The sequence below is a fragment of the Angustibacter peucedani genome (genome assembly GCF_054779595.1).
Map to the genome: position 1 here is coordinate 1 of NZ_BAAGXY010000124.1, position 20,016 is coordinate 20,016.

Consider the following 20,016-nt stretch of genomic DNA (forward strand, 5'->3'; position numbering starts at 1 on the left):
CCGGACGGCGACGACGGCCAGCGCGGCCGCGCCGAGCGCGAGCAGCGGGCGGCGCGGGTGCGCGGTGGTGTGGTGCGGCATGTGGTCCCCCGATCGAGGCGTGCAGATCCCGGTCACCAGGGCAGACGCCTCAGCCCGGCGCCGGGTTGCAGCAGCGAGCGTACGCGGTGGTGATCTGCGTCACCGGGACCTGCCCCCGATATCGCGTCGCGGGTGTCGGACCGCCTGGCTAGGGTCGCTCGGGTGGATGACGGGACGACGACGCAGCAGGCGGTGCAGCACGGTGACGGGGCAGGTGCCGGCACCGAGGTGCTGATCCGCGCCGAGGGGCTGCGCAAGCAGTTCGGCGACTTCACGGCCGTCGACGGCATCGACGTCCAGGTCGAGCGCGGGGAGGCCTTCGGGTTCCTCGGGCCGAACGGCGCCGGCAAGTCCTCCACCATGCGCATGATCGGCTGCGTGTCCCCGCCGTCCGGCGGCGACCTGCAGATCCTCGGGCTCGACCCGCGCACCCAGGGCGCCCAGATCCGGGCCCGGCTCGGCGTCGTCCCGCAGCAGGACTCGCTCGACGGCGAGCTCACCGTGCGCGACAACCTGCTGATCTACGGCCGCTACTTCGGGCTCTCGCGCGCCGAGTGCCGTCGTCGCGCCGGCGAGCTGCTCGAGTTCGCCAACCTGGTCGAGCGAGCCGACGCCATGGTCGAGCCGCTGTCCGGCGGCATGAAGCGGCGCCTGACCATCGCGCGCGCCCTCATCAACCGGCCCGAGATCCTGCTGCTCGACGAGCCGACGACGGGCCTCGACCCGCAGGCCCGCCACGTGCTGTGGGACCGCCTGTTCCGGCTCAAGCGCCAGGGCGTGACGCTGGTCCTCACCACGCACTACATGGACGAGGCCGAGCAGCTGTGCGACCGGCTCGTCGTCATGGACGGCGGCCGCATCGTCGCCGAGGGCAGCCCGCGCTCGCTGATCGAGTCCTGGTCGACCCGCGAGGTGCTCGAGCTGCGGTTCCCGGACGACGACCTCGCACCGCACGCCACGGCCGTCGAGGGCGTGGCCGACCGCGTCGAGGTGCTGCCCGACCGGCTGCTGCTCTACGTCGACGACGGCGAGGCCGCCACGGCCGCGGTGCACCAGCGCGGCGTCCGGCCGCTGTCCTCGCTCGTGCGGCGCAGCACGCTCGAGGACGTGTTCCTGCGGCTGACCGGCCGGACGCTGGTCGACTGATGGCCAGCACCGTCTCGCTGAGCCGTCCGCCGTCCGCGGCGCCGACCACCGCCGTGCCCCACCCCGCCGTGCGGGTGCTCGAGTACTTCTTCGTCCTGATGCGGCGCACCTTCCGCGGCACGCTGTTCGGCGCGTTCGTCTCGCCGCTGCTCTACCTCGTGGCCATGGGCTACGGCCTCGGCTCGCTGGTCGACCGCGGCGGCTCGTCGGGTCTCGGCGGGGTGCCGTACGTGCAGTTCATCGCCCCGGGGGTGCTGGTCGCGACGGCCATGCAGACCGGCGTCTTCGACGCGTCGTACCCCGTGCTCGGCGCGATCAAGTGGCAGCGGCAGTACCACGCGATGCTCGCCACGCCGATCGGCGTGCGCGACGTGGTGGCCGGCAACCTGGTGGCCATCACGCTGCGCTCGCTGCTGAGCGCCGTCGTGTTCCTCGTGGTCGCCACGGTGGTGGGCGCCGTGCCGTCGTGGACCGGCGTGCTCTCGCTGGTCGCGGTGGTGCTGGTGACGCTGGCCTACGCGGCGCCGATGTTCGCCATCTCGGCCCGCGCCGAGACCGACACCACCTTCAACCTGGTGTTCCGGCTCGGGCTGGTGCCCATGTTCCTGTTCTCCGGCACGTTCTTCCCGGTCGAGCAGCTGCCGGGCTGGATGCACCCGGTGGCCTACGTCGTCCCGCTGTGGCACGGGTCGTCGCTCGCCCGCGACGCGACGCTCGGCACGCTCGACCTGGGTCCCGACCTCGGGCACGTCGCCTACCTGCTGCTGTGGGTGGTCGTCGGTGCCTGGCTGGCCGAGCGCCAGCTGCGGCGACGGATGGTGGTCTGATGAGCGCCCTCGCCCTGGCCGGCGTCGTCGTCGAGCGCAACGTCCTGACCTACCGGCGCCAGTGGGTCGCGTTCCTCACCGGCTTCCTCGAGCCGGTGTTCTACCTCTTCTCGCTCGGCATCGGGCTGGGCGCGCTGATCGGCGACATCCCGCTGGCCGACGGCCGCACCGTCACCTACGCGCAGTTCATGGCGCCAGCGATGCTGGCGATGTCGGCCATGAACGGTGCGGTCTTCGACGCCACGTACAACATGTTCTTCAAGCTGAAGTACATGCACACGTTCGACGCGATGCTGGCCACGCCGGTCGGCCCGCGCGACATCGCGATCGGCGAGATGCTCTGGTCGCTGGTGCGCGGCGGGATCTACGTGCTGGGTTTCCTGGCGATCTCGGTGGCGATGGGCCTCACCACGAGCTGGTGGGCCGTGCTCGCGCTGCCGGTGGCGACGCTGATCGGGTTCGTGTTCTCGGCCGTGGGCATGGCCGCCACCACCTGGATCCGCAACTTCCAGGACTTCGACTACATCCAGATGGCGCTCGTGCCGCTGACCCTGCTGTCGGGCACGTTCTTCCCGGTGCAGGCCTACCCGGCGGCGCTGCGCTGGCTGGTGCAGCTCTCCCCGCTCTACCACGGCGTCGCGCTCGAGCGCGGGCTGGTGCTGGGGCAGGTGAGCTGGTCGCTGCTGGGGCACGTGGCGGTGCTGCTCGCCATGGGCGCGGTCGGGCTCGCGGTCACCCGGCGCCGGCTTGCGGTGCTGCTGCTGAAGTAGCCGCCGTCAGGCCGAGCGGGCGCCGCGCACCTGGAGGTCGCCGAGCAGGTCCTGCGTGGCCTGCGCGACCGCGGCGACCGCGGCGTCGAACGCGGCCGCGTTGTGCGGCGCGGGCTGGCGGAACCCGCTGATCTTGCGCACGTACTGCAGGGCGGCGGCGCGCACGTCGTCGGGGCCGACGTCCTCGGTGTAGGGCTCTCGCAAGGTCTTGATGCTGCGGCACATGCCGCCAGCGTACGGCGGCGCGACACGCCGCGGAACCTCCCACCGCTCGAACACCTGTTCGGTACGGTTGTCCACATCAGGAAGGGCGTCGTCCCACGGTCCACAGGCCGCGGGTGGTGACCTGACCGCTGTCGGTGCGGACGCCTAGCGTCCTCCTCGACGACAACGGACCCACCGGTCGGCACGGCCCGGCCGCACACCTGAGGACATCACATGCCTGCTCCCGCAGACCGCGACAAGGCGCTCGACACCGCCCTCGCCCAGATCGACCGCCAGTTCGGCAAGGGCTCCGTCATGCGCCTCGGCGACGACGTCCGCGCCCCGATCGAGGTGATCCCCACCGGGTCCGTCGCGCTCGACGTCGCGCTGGGCATCGGCGGCCTGCCGCGCGGCCGCGTGGTCGAGATCTACGGCCCGGAGTCCTCGGGCAAGACGACCGTCGCGCTGCACGCCGTGGCCAACGCGCAGAAGGCCGGCGGCATCGCGGCCTTCATCGACGCCGAGCACGCGCTCGACCCCGAGTACGCCAAGAAGCTCGGCGTCGACACCGACGCCCTGCTGGTGTCGCAGCCCGACACCGGTGAGCAGGCGCTCGAGATCGCCGACATGCTGATCCGCTCCGGCGCGCTCGACATCATCGTCATCGACTCGGTCGCCGCGCTCGTGCCCCGCGCCGAGATCGAGGGCGAGATGGGCGACAGCCACGTCGGCCTGCAGGCCCGTCTCATGTCGCAGGCGCTGCGCAAGATCACCGGTGCGCTGAGCAACTCCAAGACCACCGCGATCTTCATCAACCAGCTGCGCGAGAAGATCGGCGTGATGTTCGGCTCGCCCGAGACCACCACGGGTGGCAAGGCGCTGAAGTTCTACGCGTCGGTGCGGCTCGACGTCCGCCGGATCGAGACGCTGAAGGACGGCACCGACCCGGTCGGCAACCGCACCCGCTGCAAGATCGTGAAGAACAAGATGGCCCCGCCGTTCAAGCAGGCCGAGTTCGACATCCTCTACGGCCAGGGCATCTCCCGCGAGGGCGGCCTGATCGACATGGGCGTCGAGCACGGCTTCGTCCGCAAGTCCGGTGCCTGGTACACCTACGACGGCGACCAGCTCGGCCAGGGCAAGGAGAACGCGCGCTCGTTCCTGCGCGACAACCCCGACCTGGCCAACGAGCTCGAGAAGCGGATCAAGGAGAAGCTCGGCATCGGCGCCCGGGTCGACGCCCCGGCCGACGTGGTCGAGCTGGCCGAGGCGAAGGTCGACTTCTAGCCCGTGAGCACCGGACGTCGGTCGTCCCGCCGGGGCGGGCAGCGCGGTCCCAGCGCTCCCACCCCGGGGGGCACCGCCGACGAGACGCCGGACGCCGATCCCGAGCAGGTGGCGCGCTCGATCGTGCTGCGGCAGCTGACCATGGCGCCGCGCTCGCGGGCGCAGCTGGCCGACACGCTGGCCGCTCGCGGCGCCAGCGACGAGGTCGCGGCCCGGGTGCTCGACCGGTTCGAGGACGTCGGGCTGGTCGACGACACCGCGTTCGCCGAGATGCTGGTGCGCTCGCAGCGGGCCAGCCGCGGCCTCGCCCGACGGGCCCTGGCCCACGAGCTGCGCCGCAAGGGCGTCGACGACGACACCGCGCGCGACGCGCTCGAGCAGGTACAGGACGACGACGAGGCCAGCACCGCACGCGACCTCGTGGCGCGGCGGCTGCCCAGCACCCGCGGCCTGCCGCACGACAAGCGGCTGGCCCGGCTGGCCGGGATGCTCGCCCGCAAGGGCTACCCGGCCGGCCTGGCCATGTCCGTCGTGCGCGAGGCGCTGGCGGCTGACGGGGCGCAGGCTCCGGCGGACGACGTCGAGCCGCTGGGCTGACCCGGCCCGCCTGACCCGGTCCGCCTGACCCGGTCCGCCTGACCCGGTCCGCCTGACCCGGTCCGCCGGACCGGCGCAGCCTCAGGCGGCCGGAGCCGCGGCGTCGTCCGGCACGCGGGCGACGGTGCGGCGCGACCGGCGCGACCGCCGCTCCAGCCACGTCGCCACCAGGCTCAGCGCCACGCAGGTGGCGATGTAGATCGCCGCCACGACCAGGTAGGTCAGCACGTACGGGAAGTCGAACGCCCCGCGGCCACCGATCTGCTTGGCCACGTACAGCAGCTCGTTGTAGGTGAGGATGAAGCCGAGCGCGGTGTCCTTGAGCAGCACCACGAGCTGGCTGATGATCGAGGGCAGCATGGTGCGCACCGCCTGCGGCAGCAGCACCTGCACCATCACCTGCGTCTTGCGCAGGCCCAGGGCGTAGGCCGCCTCGGACTGCCCGCGCGGCACCGCCTGCACGCCGGCCCGGAAGATCTCGGCCAGCACCGACCCGTTGTAGAGGGTCAGGCCCAGCACGACGGCCCAGAACGGCGTGAGCCCGAGGTCGTACTCGAGCGAGCCGTAGTAGAAGAAGAACATCAGGATCAGCAGCGGCACGCCGCGGAAGAACTCCACCAGCGCCGCCGACGGCGCCCGCACCGCGGCGTGGTCCGAGAGCCGTCCGGCCGCGAGCAGCGCCCCCAGCGCCAGCGCGAGCACGGTCGCGACCCCGGCCGCCTTGACGGTCGCCAGGTAGCCGTGCAGCAGCTCGCGCTGCACCGCCGCGTACTGGAACTGCGCCGTGCGTGCCGCCGAGAACTGCTCGGTCGCCACCAGCCGCCAGACGACGAACGCGACCAGCGCCACCACGACGAGCACGGTCGCCGCTCCGAGCAGGCGGTAGCGCTGCTGCGCCCGGGGTCCGGGCGCGTCGTACAGCACCGTCGAGCCGCTCATCGCACGACCGCCGCCTGCCGCTCGGCCGCCCGTTGCGCCAGCGCCAGCGGCACCACGAGCGCCAGGAAGATCAACGCGATCCAGGTGTTGACGAACAGCTGGTTGGCGCCCCGCTCGCTGAGGTAGTCCGGCAGCGAGCCGGCCTGGGCGACGTTCACCGCGGTCGCGACCGTGGTGTTCTTCAGCAGCGCGATGAGCACGCTCACCAGCGGGGGAACGCTGGCGCGCAACGCCTGCGGCAGCACCACCTGGGTGAGCACCTGGCCGAACGGCAGCCCGATGGCCCGCGCCGCCTCGGCCTGGCCGGCGGGCACGGTGTTGATGCCTGAGCGCACGGCCTCGCAGACGAACGCCGCCGTGTAGAGCACCAGGCCGATGCAGGCGGCCGGGAAGTAGTCGATCGGGATGTCGAGCTTGGGCGCCGCGAACCCGAAGAACACCAGCACGAGCGTCAGCGGCGTGTTGCGCAGCACGTTGACGTAGCCGGCCCCGAACGCGCGCATCGCGGGCACGGGGGAGACCCGCAGCGCGGCGAGCACCGTGCCCAGCACGAGCGCACCGAGCCCGCTGATGACGAACAGCTTGACCGTCGTCCAGAAGAACCGGGCGAACAGCGAGCCGTTGTCGCCGAGCACCGCGAAGAAGTCCTGCACGCACGCTCCTCGAGGTCAGGTCGTTCGGGGTTTGGTCGGGGTCAGGTCAGGTGGGCCGGGGGAGGCCGTCGGGGCGGACGTCGCGACGTCCGCCCCGAGCCGACCTCAGTAGCGCTCGAGCTCCGGCGGCTTCGCGGCCGAGCCGGACTTGCCCAGCGTGCCGTCGTAGACCTTCTGCCAGGTGCCGTCGGTGAACGACGCCTCGAGCAGGTCGTTGACGGCGTCGCGCATCGCCTTGTCGTCGTGCGGCAGGCCGATGCCGTACTTCTCGGTCGAGAACGGCTGGCCGACGACCTTGAGCTTGTCGGGGTTCTGCGCCGCGAAGCCCTTGAGGATCGCGTCGTCCGTCGTCACCGCGTCGACCTTCTCGTCGAGCAGCTGCGAGACGCACTCGGAGTAGGTCTTGAACTCGACGATGTTCTCGGGCTCGGTCAGGCCCTCGTCGCGCACCTTCTGGATCGGCGTCGACCCGGTGGCCGAGCAGACCTTCTTGCCCTTCAGCGTGTCCTTGCCCTGGATGTCGCTCTCGTCCTTGCGCACCAGCAGGTCCTGCCCGGCCACGAAGTACGGACCGGCGAACGCGACGTCCTTCTTGCGGTCGTCGGTGATCGAGTAGGTGCCGACGTAGTAGTCGATCTGCCCGCCCTTGAGCGCCGACTCGCGGTTGGCCGAGGGGATCTCCGAGAACTGGATCTTGCCCGGGTCGACGCCGAGGCCGGCGGCGATCAGCTGGGCCATCTCGATGTCGAACCCGCAGCGCTTGCCGCTGGTGTCCTTGTAGCCGAGGTTGGGCTGGTCGGCCTTGACGCCGACCTTGACCGCGCCGGCCGACGAGATCTTGTCGAACGTCGGGCTCCCGGTGATGGACGGCTTCCTCGGCGTGAAGGTCGCGCCGGATGTCGTGCAGGCGTCGCTCGCCCCGCCGCCCGCACCGGACGTCGTCGGCGTGCCCTCCTTGCCGCACCCGGTCAGGGCCAGGGCCAGCACGGCCCCGGCCACCACGATCGAACTCCCTGTGCGCTTCATCGTCCCTCTTCTCGTTCGCTGCTGCGTCTGGTCGGGTCTGCTGTCGGGCGAGGTCCAGCCGGCGTCAGTGGCTGAGGATCTTGGACAGGAAGTCCTTGGCCCGGTCCGAGGTCGGGGTCGTGAAGAACTCCTCGGGCGTCGCCTGCTCGAGCACCTGGCCGTCGGACATGAACACGACGCGGTCGGCCGCACGACGGGCGAAGCCCATCTCGTGCGTGACGACGACCATGGTCATGCCGGACTTGGCCAGGCTGGTCATGACGTCGAGGACCTCGTTGATCATCTCGGGGTCGAGCGCCGAGGTCGGCTCGTCGAAGAGCATGACCTTGGGGTCCATGGCCAGCGCCCGGGCGATCGCGACCCGCTGCTGCTGCCCGCCGGACAGCTGCGCCGGGTACTTGTCGGCTTGGGCCTGGACGCCGACGCGTTCGAGCAGCTCCTGGGCGCGCTTCTCGGCCGTGGCCTTGTCGATGCCACGCACCTTGGTCGGCCCGAGCGTGACGTTCTCGAGGATCGTCTTGTGCGCGAACAGGTTGAACGACTGGAAGACCATGCCGACGTCGGCCCGCAGCCGGGCGAGCGCCTTGCCCTCGGCGGGCAGCGGCTCGCCGTCCAGCGTGATCGTGCCGGACTCGATGGTCTCGAGCCGGTTGATCGCGCGGCACAGCGTGGACTTGCCCGAGCCGGACGGGCCGATGACGACCACGACCTCGCCCTCGCCGATCGTCAGGTCGATGTCGCGCAGCACGTGCAGGTCGCCGAAGTGCTTGTTGACATGGTCGAGGACCACCAGGGGGCGGCGCTGGTCAGGACGAGCATCCTGAGAAGCGGCTGAGTCGGTCATGCAGACGGAGGTTAGCGGTGGGCGACTTCGCTGGCTATGAGCGGGTCTGTCCCGGCTGCACCCTGGTACCGAGTTGTGACCGCGGACACCGCCGGCACGTACCCTGGACGACGCCATGACGACCGAGCTGACCGACGCCGCCACCGACCACCCGACCCGGGCCGCGCCGCGAACCTACGAGGTGCGCACCTTCGGCTGCCAGATGAACGTCCACGACTCCGAGCGCCTGACCGGGCTGCTCGAGACGGCCGGGTACGCGCCGGCGCCCGCGGGCAGCACGCCGGACGTCGTCGTCCTCAACACGTGCGCGGTGCGCGAGAACGCCGACAACAAGCTCTACGGCAACCTCGGCCACCTGGCGCCCACCAAGCGCAGCCACCCCGGCATGCAGATCGCGGTCGGCGGCTGCCTGGCGCAGAAGGACCGCGGCGAGATCGTGCGCCGCGCGCCCTGGGTGGACGTCGTCTTCGGCACCCACAACATCGGCTCGCTGCCCGCGCTGCTCGACCGCGCCCGGCACAACGAGCAGGCGCAGGTCGAGATCCTCGAGTCGCTCGAGGTCTTCCCCTCGACGCTGCCGACCAAGCGCGAGTCCGCCTACGCCGGCTGGGTCTCGATCAGCGTCGGGTGCAACAACACCTGCACCTTCTGCATCGTGCCGAGCCTGCGGGGCAAGGAGAAGGACCGTCGTCCCGGCGACGTGCTCGCCGAGGTCGAGGCGCTCGTCGCGCAGGGTGCGCTCGAGGTGACCCTGCTCGGCCAGAACGTCAACACCTACGGCGTCGAGTTCGGCGACCGGCTCGCGTTCGGGAAGCTGCTGCGCGCCTGCGGCGAGGTCGAGGGCCTGGAGCGCGTGCGTTTCACCAGCCCGCACCCGGCGGCGTTCACCGACGACGTCGTCGAGGCGATGGCCGAGACGCCGAACGTCATGCCGAGCCTGCACATGCCGCTGCAGAGCGGGTCCGACCGGGTGCTGAAGGCGATGCGGCGCTCGTACCGCTCGCGCCGCTTCCTCGACATCGTCGACGGCGTGCGCGCGCGCATCCCGGACGCCGCGATCACGACCGACATCATCGTCGGCTTCCCGGGCGAGACCGACGAGGACTTCGAGGGCACGCTGGACGTCGTCCGGCAGGCACGGTTCGCCAGCGCCTTCACCTTCCAGTACTCGCAGCGGCCGGGCACGCCGGCGGCCACGCTGCCCGACCAGCTGCCCAAGGCCGTCGTCCAAGAGCGCTACGAGCGGCTCGTCGCGCTGCAGGACGAGATCTCGTGGTCGGAGAACCGCGCGCAGGAGGGCCGCACCCTCGAGGTGCTGGTCGCCGAGGGCGAGGGGCGCAAGGACGACGCCACGCACCGGCTCAGCGGGCGCGCGGCCGACAACCGGCTGGTGCACCTCGCCGTGCCGCCGGGCGCGGAGGTCCCGCGCCCGGGTGACATGGCGACCGTGCAGGTGACCTACGGCGCACCGCACCACCTGGTGGCCGACGGCGCGCTCGCGGGCGGGCCGTACGTCGTGCGGCGCACGCGCGCAGGAGACGCCTGGCAGGCGCGGCAGGACCAGCCGGCCGAGGGCGCGACCGGCCGGGCCGTCGGGCTGGGTCTGCCGAAGGTCGGCGTGCCGGAGCCGGTCGTCGTCCAGAACGCCTGCGGCTGAACGGTCCTGGCTACTCGCCGATCTTCTCGTCGGCGGTGTGCTGGGCCTGGTCGACCTTGTCGGCGTACTTGCCGCCGGTGGCCTTGTCGACCGCGTCGCCGCCCTTCTCGATCGCCTGGTCGCTGAACTTCTCGACCTGGTCGGGGTGCTTGGCGATCTGCTCCTCGGCCTTGGCCTTGAGGTCGTCGAACATGCCCATGGGGTTCCTCCCCGGGTCGCGGGTCCGCGGCGCGGACGCCTGACCCGTCGATCCTGCCCTGCACGCCCGGCCGGCGCCAGGGCCCGGGCGCGGTGTGGTGGGATGGCGCCGTGCAGGTCGTCGCCGTGGTGGGTCCGACCGCGACCGGCAAGTCCGACCTCGGGATCGCTCTCGCGCAGCGGCTCGGCGGCGAGGTCGTGAACGCCGACGCGATGCAGCTCTACCGCGGCCTGGACGTCGGCACGGCCAAGCTGCGCCCGGACCAGCGCGGTGGCGTGCCGCACCACCTGCTCGACGTCCTCGAGGTGACCGACGAGGCGAGCGTCGCGGCCTACCAGCGCGACGTGCGGACCTGCCTGGACGACGTCGCCGCCCGCGGCCTGGTGCCCGTGCTCGTCGGCGGGTCGGGCCTCTACGTGCGCGCCGCGCTCGACGCGCTGGACATCCCGCCGACCGACCCGGCCGTGCGGGCCCGGCTGGAGCAGCGGGCCGAGGCCGAGGGCGCCACCGCGACCCACGACCGGCTGCGGGCGGTCGACCCCGTCAGCGCCGAGCGCATCCTGCCCGGCAACGTGCGGCGCGTCGTCCGGGCGCTGGAGGTGGTCGAGCTCACCGGGCGCCCGTTCTCGGCCACGCTGCCCGAGCCCGCCTACCTGCGCCCCACCGTGCAGGTCGGGTTGCGGGCGCCGCGCGAGGTGCTCGACGAGCGGATCGGGACCCGCGTGCGGCAGATGTGGGACGACGGCCTGCTGGCCGAGGTCGAGCAGCTGGTGCCGCAGGGGCTGCGCGAGGGGCGCACGGCCTCGCGGGCGGTCGGGTACGCGCAGGCGCTGGCCGAGCTCGACGGCACGCTCACCCGCGCGCAGGCGCAGGACGAGACGGCCCGTCTGACCCGACGGCTCTCGCGCCGCCAGGAGTCGTGGTTCGGCCGGGACGAGCGGGTGGTGTGGCTGCCGTCGGGCGCGCCGGACGTCGTCGAGCAGGCGGTGGCCGTCGTCCGCGCGGCCGATGGTCGATGATGGACGCGTGCAGCTGACCTTCACCAAGGGCCACGGGACGCAGAACGACTTCGTGCTCGTGCCCGACCCGGACGCCGCGCTCGACCTCGGACCGGTCGAGGTGGCGCTGCTGGCCGACCGGCACGCCGGCATCGGCGGCGACGGGGTGATCCGCGTGGTGCGCACCGCGGCCGTGCCCGAGGTGGCCGACCAGGCGGCCGCGGCCGAGTGGTTCATGGACTACCGCAACGCGGACGGCTCGGCGGCCGAGATGTGCGGCAACGGCGTGCGGGTCTTCGTGCGGTACCTGCTGCGCGAGGGGCTCGTGCCGGCCAGCACCACCGCGCTGCACGTGGCCACGCGCGCCGGCACCAAGAGCGTGCGGGTCGACGGCGACGAGATCGCGGTCGACCTCGGCGGCTGGCGCGTGGTGGGCGGCGAGCAGGCTCTCGCGGACGGCGGCGACGCGCAGGTGCGCCTGGACGGGCTCGAGGGCTCGCTGGCCGGGCTGTCGCTCGACCTCGGCAACCCGCACACCGTGGTCGTGCTGCCCGACGACGCGGTCCTGGACGGGCTCGACCTGCGGGTCGCGCCCGTCGTGAGCCCGCAGCCGCCGCACGGCACCAACGTCGAGCTCGTCGTGGTCAAGGACGCCGGGCACGTGCGCATGCGGGTCTACGAGCGCGGCGTGGGCGAGACCCGCTCGTGCGGCACGGGCGCGGCGGCGGCGGCGCTGGCCGCGCGGGCGTGGACGGCGGTCGCGGGCGGTGGTGAGGTCGACACCTGGCGGGTGGACGTGCCCGGCGGCACCGTGCGGGTGACCGTGCTGGCCGACGGCACGGTCGAGCTCGCCGGTCCCGCCGTCCTCGTCGCCGACGGCACCCTGACCCTCTAGTCGCCAACCGAAGGATCGTGCCCGCTGAGCGGGCACGATCCTTCGGCGTGACCGTCGTCCACAGGGGGACAGCGGTGGTTCCGGCCGGGCCACGACACTGTGCGGATGGCACGAGACCCGTCCGCGGTCCGCGAGCTGGCCGACCGGCAGTCGGGCGTCGCGTCCCGTCAGCAGCTGCTCGGGGCGGGGATGTCGTCGGCGGCGATCGGACGACGACCGTCGAGCGGGGCGTGGACGGTGCTGCACCCCGGGGTGTACCGGTTGGGCTCGGGCCTGGACGCGCGCGGCCGGATCTGGGCCGCGCTGCTGCACGCGTGCAGCGGTGTGCTGGAGCGGGAGGGCCGTCCCCGTGCCGCGATCGCCGGATCCGCCGCGCTCTGGCTCCACGGGGCGGTCGACCGGTGCCCGGACGTCGTCGAGGTCGCCGTGCCCGCCGACCGCCGGGTGGCCCGACGCCCCGGCGTGCGGGTGCGCGTGCGCGAGCGCCTCCTCGTCGACGGGCAGCGGCAGCCGTGGCGATCGCCGATGGTCGAGGCGCTGCTCGACGCGGTGGACCGCGCCGGGTCACCAGACCTGGTCGTCGACCTGGTGATCGCGGTGACGAGCCGACGGCTGACGACGCCGGACCGCGTGCTGGCCGCCCTGGCCGGGCGGCGCCGACTGCGGTGGCGCCGCCTGGTGCAGCAGCTGTGCGCGCAGGTGGCCGACGGCGTCCAGTCCCCGCTGGAGCGCAGGTACCTGCTCGACGTGGAACGCCCGCACGGACTGCCGGCCGGTGAGCGCAACACCCGGGAGGCGGCGCCAGACGGCGGCAGCTGGTACCGCGACGTCCGGTACCGGCGGTGGCGGACGGTCGTCGAGCTGGACGGGCGGGCGTTCCACCGGGACGAGCACGCCTTCCGGGACCGGCTGCGCGACAACCGGGCGGCGAGGTCCGGCGAGACCACGCTGCGCTACGGGTGGCGCGAGGTGGTGGCTGATCCGTGCGGGATCGCGGCCGAGGTCGCGATGGTGCTCACCCGTCAGGGGTGGTCGGGCGCGGTCCGGGCGTGCCGTCCGGGCTGTGCGGCCGGGCAGGCCGAAGGATCCTTCCCGCTCAGCGAGCACGAGGCTTCGGCCTGAGGCGGATCAGTGGAGACGGGGCTACGGTGGCCGGACGGTCCCTTCGTGGAGGTTTGTCATGAGACGTCCGGTTGCTGTCACCGCTGCGCTCGCCGGGCTCGCCGCCGCGGCCCTGGTCGCGCCGTCCGCGGCGCAGGCTGGCGGCCGCGCCGACGGCCACGGCCACGGCAGCCACCCCGGCCACCACGACCCCGGACCGGTCACGCCGTCCGCGCCCAAGGTGCCGGTGATGACCGGCGGCGGGGGAGCGGTGGCCTCGGTCGACGACGTCGCCACCCAGGTGGGCATCGACGTCCTGCGCCACGGCGGCAACGCGGCCGACGCGGCCGTGGCGGCGGCCGCGACGCTCGGGGTGACCGAGCCGTTCTCGTCGGGCATCGGTGGTGGCGGGTACCTCGTCTACTACGACGCGAAGCACCGACGGGTCGAGGCGCTCGACGGCCGCGAGACCGCACCGCGCACCTTCACCAGCACCACCTTCACCGACGGCAACGGCAAGCCCCTGGACTTCGCCACGGTCGTGAACTCCGGTCTGTCCGTAGGGGTCCCGGGCACGCCGGCGCTCTGGGACGCCGCCGCTCGTCGCTGGGGCACCCGCAGCTTCGCCCGGCTGATGCAGCCGGCCGAGGAGGTCGCGCGTCGCGGCTTCGTCGTCGACGCGACGTTCAACCAGCAGGTCAGCGACAACGCGGCGCGCTTCGCGAGGTTCCCCGCGACCGCGGCGCTGTACCTGAAGGGTGGCCAGCCGCCGGCCACCGGCTCGGTGTTCCGAAACCCCGACATGGCCAAGGCCTACCGCGAGCTGCAGCGCCACGGCGTCGGCGCGCTCTACCGGGGCGAGCTCGGTGCGGCTCTCGTGCGCGAGGCGCAGCACCCGCACACCTCCGACGGCAGCACGGTCTACCCCGGCCAGCTCACCCGCCGTGACCTCGCGAGCTACCGCGCCCTGCTGCGCGAGCCCACCACCACCCGCTACCGCGGCCTCGAGGTGCGGGGCATGCCGGTGTCGTCGTCCGGCGGCATCGCCACGGGGGAGTCGCTGAACCTGCTGGAGGCCTACGACCACCAGACCGGCACGAAGCTCTCGGACGTCGACGAGACCCAGTACCTGCACCGCTTCAGCGAGGCGACGGCGACGGCGTTCGCCGACCGCGGCCGCTGGGTGGGCAGCGTGCCCGGCGTGCCGACCCGCGAGCTGACCTCGCAGGGCTTCGCCGACGAGCGGGCGTGCACGCTCTTCAGCCCCACGAAGGCCGCGACGCGCCCGCTGCCGTTCGGCAACCCCGACGGCTCCTACGCGTGCGACGGTGCGGCCGGCCGGACCAGCGCGATCCGCGACGACCACGGCACCACGCACCTGACGGTCGCCGACCGGTGGGGTGACGTGGCGTCGTACACGCTGACCATCGAGCAGACCGGCGGCTCGGGCATCACCGTGCCGGGCTGGGGCTTCCTGCTCAACAACGAGCTCACCGACTTCAACTTCGTGCCGGTGACAGCGGGCGTGCCCGACCCGAACCTGCCGGGTGCGGGCAAGCGGCCGCGCTCGTCGATGAGCCCGACGATCGTGACCTCGCACGGTCGGCCGGTGCTGGCGCTCGGCTCGCCCGGCGGCGCCACGATCATCACCACCGTGACCCAGGTGCTGACCGAGTACGTCGACCGCGGGCTGCCGCTCGTCGACGCGATCGCCGCACCGCGGCTGTCGTCGCGCAACGGCGCCGCCGAGGAGGCGGAACCCGCGATCTACGACGGTCCGCTCGGCGCGGCGCTCACCGGTCTCGGCCACGTGTTGAAGGCCAACCCCGAGATCGGCGCCGCCACCGGGATCGTGCTGCGCCGCGACGGCACCTTCCAGGCCGCGGCGGAGACCACGCGGCGCGGCGGGGGCTCGGCCATGGTGGTGCGCCCGCAGCGCTGAGCCGCCCCGCTCAGGGGGCGTCGACGCGCAGCACGCGGAACCCTTTGGCGCTCGCGTGCCGCTCGACGCCGAACCCCCGCGGCTCGAGCTGCTCCTGCAGCCACCGCTGCAGCGAGTCCGAGCCCAGGTTGCGCTGCACGACCAGGTACGCGCTCGCGCCGTCGTCCAGGCGGGGCAGCCAGCGCAGCAGCATGTCGTGCAGCACCGTCTTGCCGACCCGGATCGGCGGGTTGCTCCACAGCGCGGCGAAGCGGACGTCGTCCGGGACGTCGTCGGGCAGCGTCGGGCGCACACCGGCAGCGCCGACGGCAGAGGCGTTGCGGCGCAACAGGTCCAGCGCTCGCTCGTTGACGTCGACGCCCCACACCGTGGCGTCGGGGGCGGCCAGGGCGAGCGACAGGCTCACCGGCCCCCACCCGCAGCCGAGGTCGAGCAGGTGGCCGTGCTGCGGCGGCGCCGGCACCTCGCGCAGCAGCACCTGCGTGCCGAGGTCGAGGCGGTCCGGGCTGAACACCCCGGACGCCGTCACGAGGTCGAGCTCGCGGCCGGCCAGCTGCACGTGCAGCGGCCGCAGGTCGGCGGCGCTCGCCGGACGCGCGGTGAAGTAGTGGTCGGTGCCCTCGCTCACGGCGGTCAGTGTCGCAGCCGCCGGAATCCGCTGGCCGCCCCGAGCGTTGATGTGTCACGTTGGGGGAGCTTCCCGCACGCACCTGACCCAGGAGATCTGTGAACCGCACCGCTGCCACCGCCCGCACCGTGGACGACGTCGTGGACCCGCTGGACCACGTGGACGACGCCCCCGACCTGGACGACGCGGCGGACTACGACGGCGACCAGCTCGACCTGGCCGACCGGCAGGCCCTGCGCCGCGTCGCGGGCCTGTCCACCGAGCTCGCCGACGTCACCGAGGTCGAGTACCGCCAGCTGCGCCTCGAGCGCGTCGTGCTGGCCGGGGTCTTCGACGGCGACGTCGCCGAGGGCGAGAACTCGCTGCGCGAGCTCGCGGCCCTGGCCGAGACGGCCGGGTCGCAGGTGCTCGACGCCCTGATGCAGCGCCGGGACCGGCCCGACCCCGGCACCTTCCTGGGCTCCGGCAAGGCCCGCGAGCTGCGCGACGTCGTGGTCGAGACCGGCGCCGACACCGTGATCTGCGACGGCGAGCTCTCGCCGTCCCAGCGGCGTGCGCTCGAGGACGTCGTCAAGGTCAAGGTCATCGACCGCACCGCCCTGATCCTGGACATCTTCGCCCAGCACGCCCGCAGCCGGGAGGGCAAGGCGCAGGTCGAGCTGGCCCAGCTCGAGTACCTGCTGCCGCGCCTGCGCGGCTGGGGCGAGTCGATGTCGCGCCAGGCCGGCGGTCGGGTCGCGGGCGGCGAGGGCATCGGCTCGCGCGGTCCGGGCGAGACGAAGATCGAGCTCGACCGTCGCCGCATCCGCACCCGCGTGGCCAAGCTGCGCCGCCAGATCCGCGACATGAAGACCGCGCGCGACGTCGGGCGCCAGGACCGCAAGCGCCACGCCGTGCCGTCCGTGGCCATCGCCGGCTACACCAACGCCGGCAAGTCCAGCCTGCTCAACCGCCTCACCGGCGCCGGCGTGCTGGTCGAGGACGCGCTGTTCGCCACCCTCGACCCGACCGTGCGCCGCGCCGAGACCAGCGACGGCCGGCTCTACACGCTGGCCGACACCGTCGGCTTCGTGCGCGCGCTGCCGCACCAGCTGGTCGAGGCGTTCCGGTCGACGCTGGAGGAGGTCGCCGAGAGCGACCTCGTGCTGCACGTCGTCGACGCCTCGCACCCCGATCCCGAGGGGCAGATCCAGGCGGTGCGCACCGTCCTCGCGGACGTCGACGCCCACGACGTGACCGAGCTGGTCGTGCTGAACAAGGCCGACGCCGCCGACCCCGAGGTGGTCGCGCGGGTCCGCTCGCGCGAGCGCAACCTCGTGGTCGTCTCGGCCCGCACCGGCGAGGGGCTCGACGAGCTGCGCGCCCGCGTCGAGGAGCTGTTGCCGCGCCCGGACGTCGAGGTCGAGGTGCTGCTGCCCTACGACCGCGGCGACCTGGTCAGCCGGCTGCACGCCGACGGCGAGGTGCTGCACGAGGAGCACCTGGCCGAGGGCACGCGCATCACGGCGCGGGTGATGCCGCCGCTGGCCGGCGAGCTCGAGCCGTTCGCCGTCACGGCCTGACCGGCGCCTCCGGCGCGTCCAGGGGCAGCACCAGGCGGAAGCACGCGCCACCCTCCGGGGCGTGCTGCGCCTGCGCGGTGCCGCCCAGCCGTCCGGCCAGCGCCGCGACCACGGCCAGGCCGAGCCCGGTGCCGACCGGACGTCGTCCGGCGTAGCGGTCGTGCAGGGCCGACCGCTCGAAGGCCACCCGCAGGTCGTCGTCGGTCAGCCCCGGGCCGCCGTCGCGCACCTCGACGACCGCGTGGTCGCCGTCGGGGCGCACGGCCAGCACGACCGGCCGGCCGTCCGGCGTCACCCGCAGGGCGTTCTCGGCCAGCCCGTCGACGACCTGGCGCACCCGCACCGGGTCGGTGACCACCGGCACCGGGGAGTCCGGCCGCTCGACCAGCAGGTGCTGGCCGCCCTCGACGCAGCGCTGCCGCCACACCGGCTCGGCGTCGTCCAGGATCGTGCGCAGGTCGACGGCCACGTGCTCGACCCGCAGGTCGACGGCGTCCAGGCGGGCGAGATCGAGCAGGTCGCCGACCAGCCGCTCCAGCCGTCGCGCCTCGGCCACCATCGTCGCGCCGGCGGCGGGGACGGCGTCGCCGGTCGTGACGCCGTCGGCCAGCGACTCGGCGTACCCGCGGATCGCGGTCAGCGGCGTGCGCAGCTCGTGCGACACCGACATCAGGAAGTCGCGCTGGCGCCGCTCGCTGCTGCTGAGCGCCGCGCTCAACGAGTTGACCGCCTCGGCGACCTGCGCCACCTCGTCCGGGCCGGAAGGGTCGAGCCGCACGTCGCGGTCGCCCGCCGCCAGCCGGTGCGCGGCTGCCGCCATGCGCCGCAGCGGCGCGGCCAACCACCGGGCCAGCACCACGCCCGCGACGACCGCCACGACGAGGGCGATCGCGAGCGCCAGCACCTGCCGCCAGAGCAGGCGCACCGCCGGTCCGATCGCGTCGGACTGGGTGCGGGCCAGCACCAGCGCCCCGCCGCCCTCGAGCGGACGGCCCTCGGCGATCACGGTGCGGCGGCCGTCGACGAACCGCAGCGACACCGGCTGGCCGGCCAGCAAGCGCTCGCGTCCGCGCTCGACCGCCGCCACCGCGAGCGCGTCACCGCGGGCCTGCCCGTCGGCGGTCAGCCGGGCCACCGGGGTGTCGGTCTGCCGCAGCACCCGCAGGGCCTGCCCGGCGCGCGCCGGCTGCGCGGCGTCCAGCAGTCCCGTGACCACCTCGGCCTGCCGGGCCAGCGCCCGCTGCGCCTCGCCGCGGGCGGCCTGGCGCACCAGCCCCACCGACAGCAGCGCCGCGAGCAGGACGGCGAGCGCCACCGTCGCGGTGATCACCAGCGTCGTGCGCTGGGCCAGCGTCGGACGCCGCAGCCGCCCGCCCGAGACCTCGCTCACCGGGCGGCGCGGCGGTCGTCGACGGCGTAGCCCACGCCGCGCACGGTGCGGATCGGGCTGGCATCGCCGAGCTTGGCCCGCAGCTGCGCGACGTGGACGTCGACGGTGCGGCTCGCGTCGTCCGGCGGGTAGTCCCACACCTGCTGCAGCAGCTCCCCGCGGCCGAAGACGCGTCCGGGCCGGCGCATCAGGTGGGCCAGCAGGTCGAACTCGGTCGCCGTGAGCTCGACCGGCGCGCCCGCTGCGCTGACCTCTCGTCGTCCGGGGTCGAGGCGCACGTCGCCGACCTCGAGCGCCGGCTCGTCGTCGGCCGCCGAGCGCGCGCCGGTCATCTCGCGCCCGCGCAGCACCGCGCGCACCCGGGCGACGAGCTCCCTGGGGGAGTAGGGCTTGGTGACGTAGTCGTCGGCGCCGAGCTCGAGGCCCAGCACGCGGTCGACCTCGTCGTCCCGGGCGGTGACCATGATGACCGGCGTCCAGTCGTGGCGCGCGCGCATCTGGCGGCAGACGTCGACGCCGTCGCGGCCGCCGGGCAGCCCGATGTCGAGCAGGACGACGTCGGGCGGGGTGCGCCGCACGGCCGCCTCGGCCCCCGCGGCGTCGACGGCGACCTCGACCGCGAAGCCGTCGCGCTCGAGGTAGAGCCGCGCGAGGTCGGCCAGGGCCGGCTCGTCCTCGACCACGAGGACCCGGCGGGCAGGTGTCATGGTGCTCACGGTGCAGGCCGTCCCGAGGCGGCGCAAGGCTCGTACACGATCTTGACGATGGCCGACCGTGCCCCTGATGCGCGCTCGACACGCTGGCGCCATGAGCACCGACGACCCGACCGAGCAGACCCAGGTCCTCGACGTCCGCCCCGCCACCCCGCCGGCCCTCGTGGCCGCCCGGGTGACGGCGGCGTGCACCGGCGGGGCCGCCGCGATCCACCTGGCCGTCACCGGCGAGCACTTCGGGGAGTGGTGGGCGTACGGCGCGTTCTTCCTCGCGATCACGGTCGCGCAGGGGGCGCTCGCGCTGGCGCTGTGGACGCCCGACCGGTGGGCGCGGCTCGGCGTCGGGCGGGTGCTCGCCGCCGCGGCGACCGTCGACGGCCTGACCGTGCTGCTCTGGCTGGTGACCCGGACGACCGGCCTGCCCTTCGGGCCCGTGCCGGGTGCGGCCGAGCCGTTCGGCATCGCCGACGTCGTGTGCGCCGTGCTCGAGGTCGCCGCGGTGCTCGGGGCCGCGGCGGCCCTGCGCTGGCGCCGGGCCGGGACGTCGACCCCGGCCG

At 73.7% G+C, this 20,016-nt stretch carries 20 protein-coding genes and 1 pseudogene; 12 read left to right on the forward strand and 9 right to left on the reverse strand.

The window, feature by feature from the left end; translation table 11 throughout:
- The first annotated feature begins 273 nt into the window (after positions 1 to 273).
- The 3 genes from ACYVJ4_RS17035 to ACYVJ4_RS17045 are packed head-to-tail and all read left to right on the forward strand — an operon-like array spanning position 274 to position 2,824.
- Complete coding sequence (locus tag ACYVJ4_RS17035; protein WP_460461301.1) at positions 274 to 1,227, forward strand: ABC transporter ATP-binding protein; 954 nt, start codon at positions 274 to 276, stop codon at positions 1,225 to 1,227.
- Positions 1,227 to 2,054, forward strand: coding sequence for an ABC transporter permease (locus ACYVJ4_RS17040; RefSeq protein WP_460461283.1), 828 nt, complete (start codon positions 1,227 to 1,229; stop codon positions 2,052 to 2,054). Before ACYVJ4_RS17035 ends, ACYVJ4_RS17040 begins: the two co-directional genes overlap by 1 nt.
- Positions 2,054 to 2,824: an ABC transporter permease gene (locus ACYVJ4_RS17045; RefSeq protein ID WP_460461284.1), complete on the forward strand. Its 771-nt coding sequence runs from the start codon at positions 2,054 to 2,056 to the stop codon at positions 2,822 to 2,824. Before ACYVJ4_RS17040 ends, ACYVJ4_RS17045 begins: the two co-directional genes overlap by 1 nt.
- 6 nt (positions 2,825 to 2,830) lie before the next feature.
- Here ACYVJ4_RS17045 and ACYVJ4_RS17050 read toward each other — a convergent pair whose 3' ends face one another.
- Positions 2,831 to 3,049 carry a DUF2277 family protein gene (locus tag ACYVJ4_RS17050; protein ID WP_460461285.1) on the reverse strand — a complete coding sequence of 73 codons (219 nt, stop codon included), beginning with the start codon at positions 3,047 to 3,049 and terminating at the stop codon, positions 2,831 to 2,833.
- Between the two features lie 213 nt (positions 3,050 to 3,262).
- Between ACYVJ4_RS17050 and recA the strand changes: the two genes are divergently transcribed.
- Both recA and ACYVJ4_RS17060 read left to right on the forward strand, forming a co-directional pair.
- A complete protein-coding gene (recA, locus tag ACYVJ4_RS17055) occupies positions 3,263 to 4,315 on the forward strand; it encodes a recombinase RecA (protein ID WP_460461286.1) in 1,053 nt (350 codons plus the stop codon).
- A gap of 3 nt (positions 4,316 to 4,318) precedes the next feature.
- A complete protein-coding gene (locus ACYVJ4_RS17060) occupies positions 4,319 to 4,912 on the forward strand; it encodes a regulatory protein RecX (RefSeq protein WP_460461287.1) in 594 nt (197 codons plus the stop codon).
- Between the two features lie 81 nt (positions 4,913 to 4,993).
- Here the strand turns inward: ACYVJ4_RS17060 and ACYVJ4_RS17065 are convergent, their stop codons facing one another.
- The 4 genes from ACYVJ4_RS17065 to ACYVJ4_RS17080 form a co-directional block, all read right to left on the reverse strand.
- Positions 4,994 to 5,851, reverse strand: coding sequence for an amino acid ABC transporter permease (locus ACYVJ4_RS17065; protein WP_460461288.1), 858 nt, complete (start codon positions 5,849 to 5,851; stop codon positions 4,994 to 4,996).
- Complete coding sequence (locus ACYVJ4_RS17070) at positions 5,848 to 6,504, reverse strand: amino acid ABC transporter permease (RefSeq protein ID WP_460461289.1); 657 nt, start codon at positions 6,502 to 6,504, stop codon at positions 5,848 to 5,850. The genes ACYVJ4_RS17065 and ACYVJ4_RS17070 overlap by 4 nt, the downstream gene beginning before the upstream one ends.
- 105 nt (positions 6,505 to 6,609) lie before the next feature.
- The gene (locus ACYVJ4_RS17075) at positions 6,610 to 7,530 is read right to left on the reverse strand and encodes a glutamate ABC transporter substrate-binding protein (RefSeq protein ID WP_460461290.1); all 921 of its coding nucleotides are present in this window, start codon (positions 7,528 to 7,530) and stop codon (positions 6,610 to 6,612) included.
- Positions 7,531 to 7,594: 64 nt separating this feature from the next.
- On the reverse strand, positions 7,595 to 8,374 hold the full coding sequence (locus ACYVJ4_RS17080; RefSeq protein WP_460461291.1) for an amino acid ABC transporter ATP-binding protein: 780 nt from the start codon (positions 8,372 to 8,374) through the stop codon (positions 7,595 to 7,597).
- A gap of 115 nt (positions 8,375 to 8,489) precedes the next feature.
- Between ACYVJ4_RS17080 and miaB the strand changes: the two genes are divergently transcribed.
- On the forward strand, positions 8,490 to 10,031 hold the full coding sequence (miaB, locus tag ACYVJ4_RS17085; protein WP_460461292.1) for a tRNA (N6-isopentenyl adenosine(37)-C2)-methylthiotransferase MiaB: 1,542 nt from the start codon (positions 8,490 to 8,492) through the stop codon (positions 10,029 to 10,031).
- A 10-nt stretch (positions 10,032 to 10,041) separates the two neighbouring features.
- Here the strand turns inward: miaB and ACYVJ4_RS17090 are convergent, their stop codons facing one another.
- Entirely contained in the window at positions 10,042 to 10,230 is a 189-nt protein-coding gene (locus ACYVJ4_RS17090) for an antitoxin (protein ID WP_460461293.1), read from the reverse strand.
- Between the two features lie 110 nt (positions 10,231 to 10,340).
- On the opposite strand from ACYVJ4_RS17090, the gene miaA reads away from it, so the two are divergent.
- From miaA to ggt, 4 genes are all read left to right on the forward strand, one after another.
- Positions 10,341 to 11,249, forward strand: a complete 909-nt coding sequence (gene miaA / locus ACYVJ4_RS17095) for a tRNA (adenosine(37)-N6)-dimethylallyltransferase MiaA (protein ID WP_460461294.1) — start codon at positions 10,341 to 10,343, stop codon at positions 11,247 to 11,249.
- Positions 11,239 to 12,123, forward strand: coding sequence for a diaminopimelate epimerase (gene dapF, locus ACYVJ4_RS17100; protein ID WP_460461295.1), 885 nt, complete (start codon positions 11,239 to 11,241; stop codon positions 12,121 to 12,123). The genes miaA and dapF overlap by 11 nt, the downstream gene beginning before the upstream one ends.
- 105 nt (positions 12,124 to 12,228) lie before the next feature.
- Positions 12,229 to 13,245 (forward strand): type IV toxin-antitoxin system AbiEi family antitoxin domain-containing protein, encoded by a 1,017-nt coding sequence (locus ACYVJ4_RS17105; RefSeq protein WP_460461296.1) that lies wholly within the window; start codon positions 12,229 to 12,231, stop codon positions 13,243 to 13,245.
- Between the two features lie 58 nt (positions 13,246 to 13,303).
- Entirely contained in the window at positions 13,304 to 15,166 is a 1,863-nt protein-coding gene (gene ggt / locus ACYVJ4_RS17110) for a gamma-glutamyltransferase (protein WP_460461297.1), read from the forward strand.
- A 10-nt stretch (positions 15,167 to 15,176) separates the two neighbouring features.
- Here ggt and ACYVJ4_RS17115 read toward each other — a convergent pair whose 3' ends face one another.
- A complete protein-coding gene (locus ACYVJ4_RS17115; protein WP_460461298.1) occupies positions 15,177 to 15,794 on the reverse strand; it encodes a class I SAM-dependent methyltransferase in 618 nt (205 codons plus the stop codon).
- Positions 15,795 to 15,934: 140 nt separating this feature from the next.
- Here ACYVJ4_RS17115 and hflX point away from each other — a divergent pair, with 140 nt between their 5' ends.
- Positions 15,935 to 17,356, forward strand: coding sequence for a GTPase HflX (hflX, locus tag ACYVJ4_RS17120; RefSeq protein ID WP_460461302.1), 1,422 nt, complete (start codon positions 15,935 to 15,937; stop codon positions 17,354 to 17,356).
- On the opposite strand, the gene ACYVJ4_RS17125 is transcribed toward hflX, so the two are convergent.
- Both ACYVJ4_RS17125 and ACYVJ4_RS17130 read right to left on the reverse strand, forming a co-directional pair.
- Positions 17,346 to 18,746, reverse strand: a complete 1,401-nt coding sequence (locus ACYVJ4_RS17125; protein ID WP_460461299.1) for a sensor histidine kinase — start codon at positions 18,744 to 18,746, stop codon at positions 17,346 to 17,348. The two genes, hflX and ACYVJ4_RS17125, sit on opposite strands and share 11 nt — an antisense overlap.
- Entirely contained in the window at positions 18,743 to 19,453 is a 711-nt protein-coding gene (locus ACYVJ4_RS17130; RefSeq protein WP_460461300.1) for a response regulator, read from the reverse strand. Before ACYVJ4_RS17130 ends, ACYVJ4_RS17125 begins: the two co-directional genes overlap by 4 nt.
- A gap of 100 nt (positions 19,454 to 19,553) precedes the next feature.
- Between ACYVJ4_RS17130 and ACYVJ4_RS17135 the strand changes: the two are divergent.
- Positions 19,554 to 20,016, forward strand: a pseudogene (locus ACYVJ4_RS17135) (hypothetical protein); the annotation flags it as partial.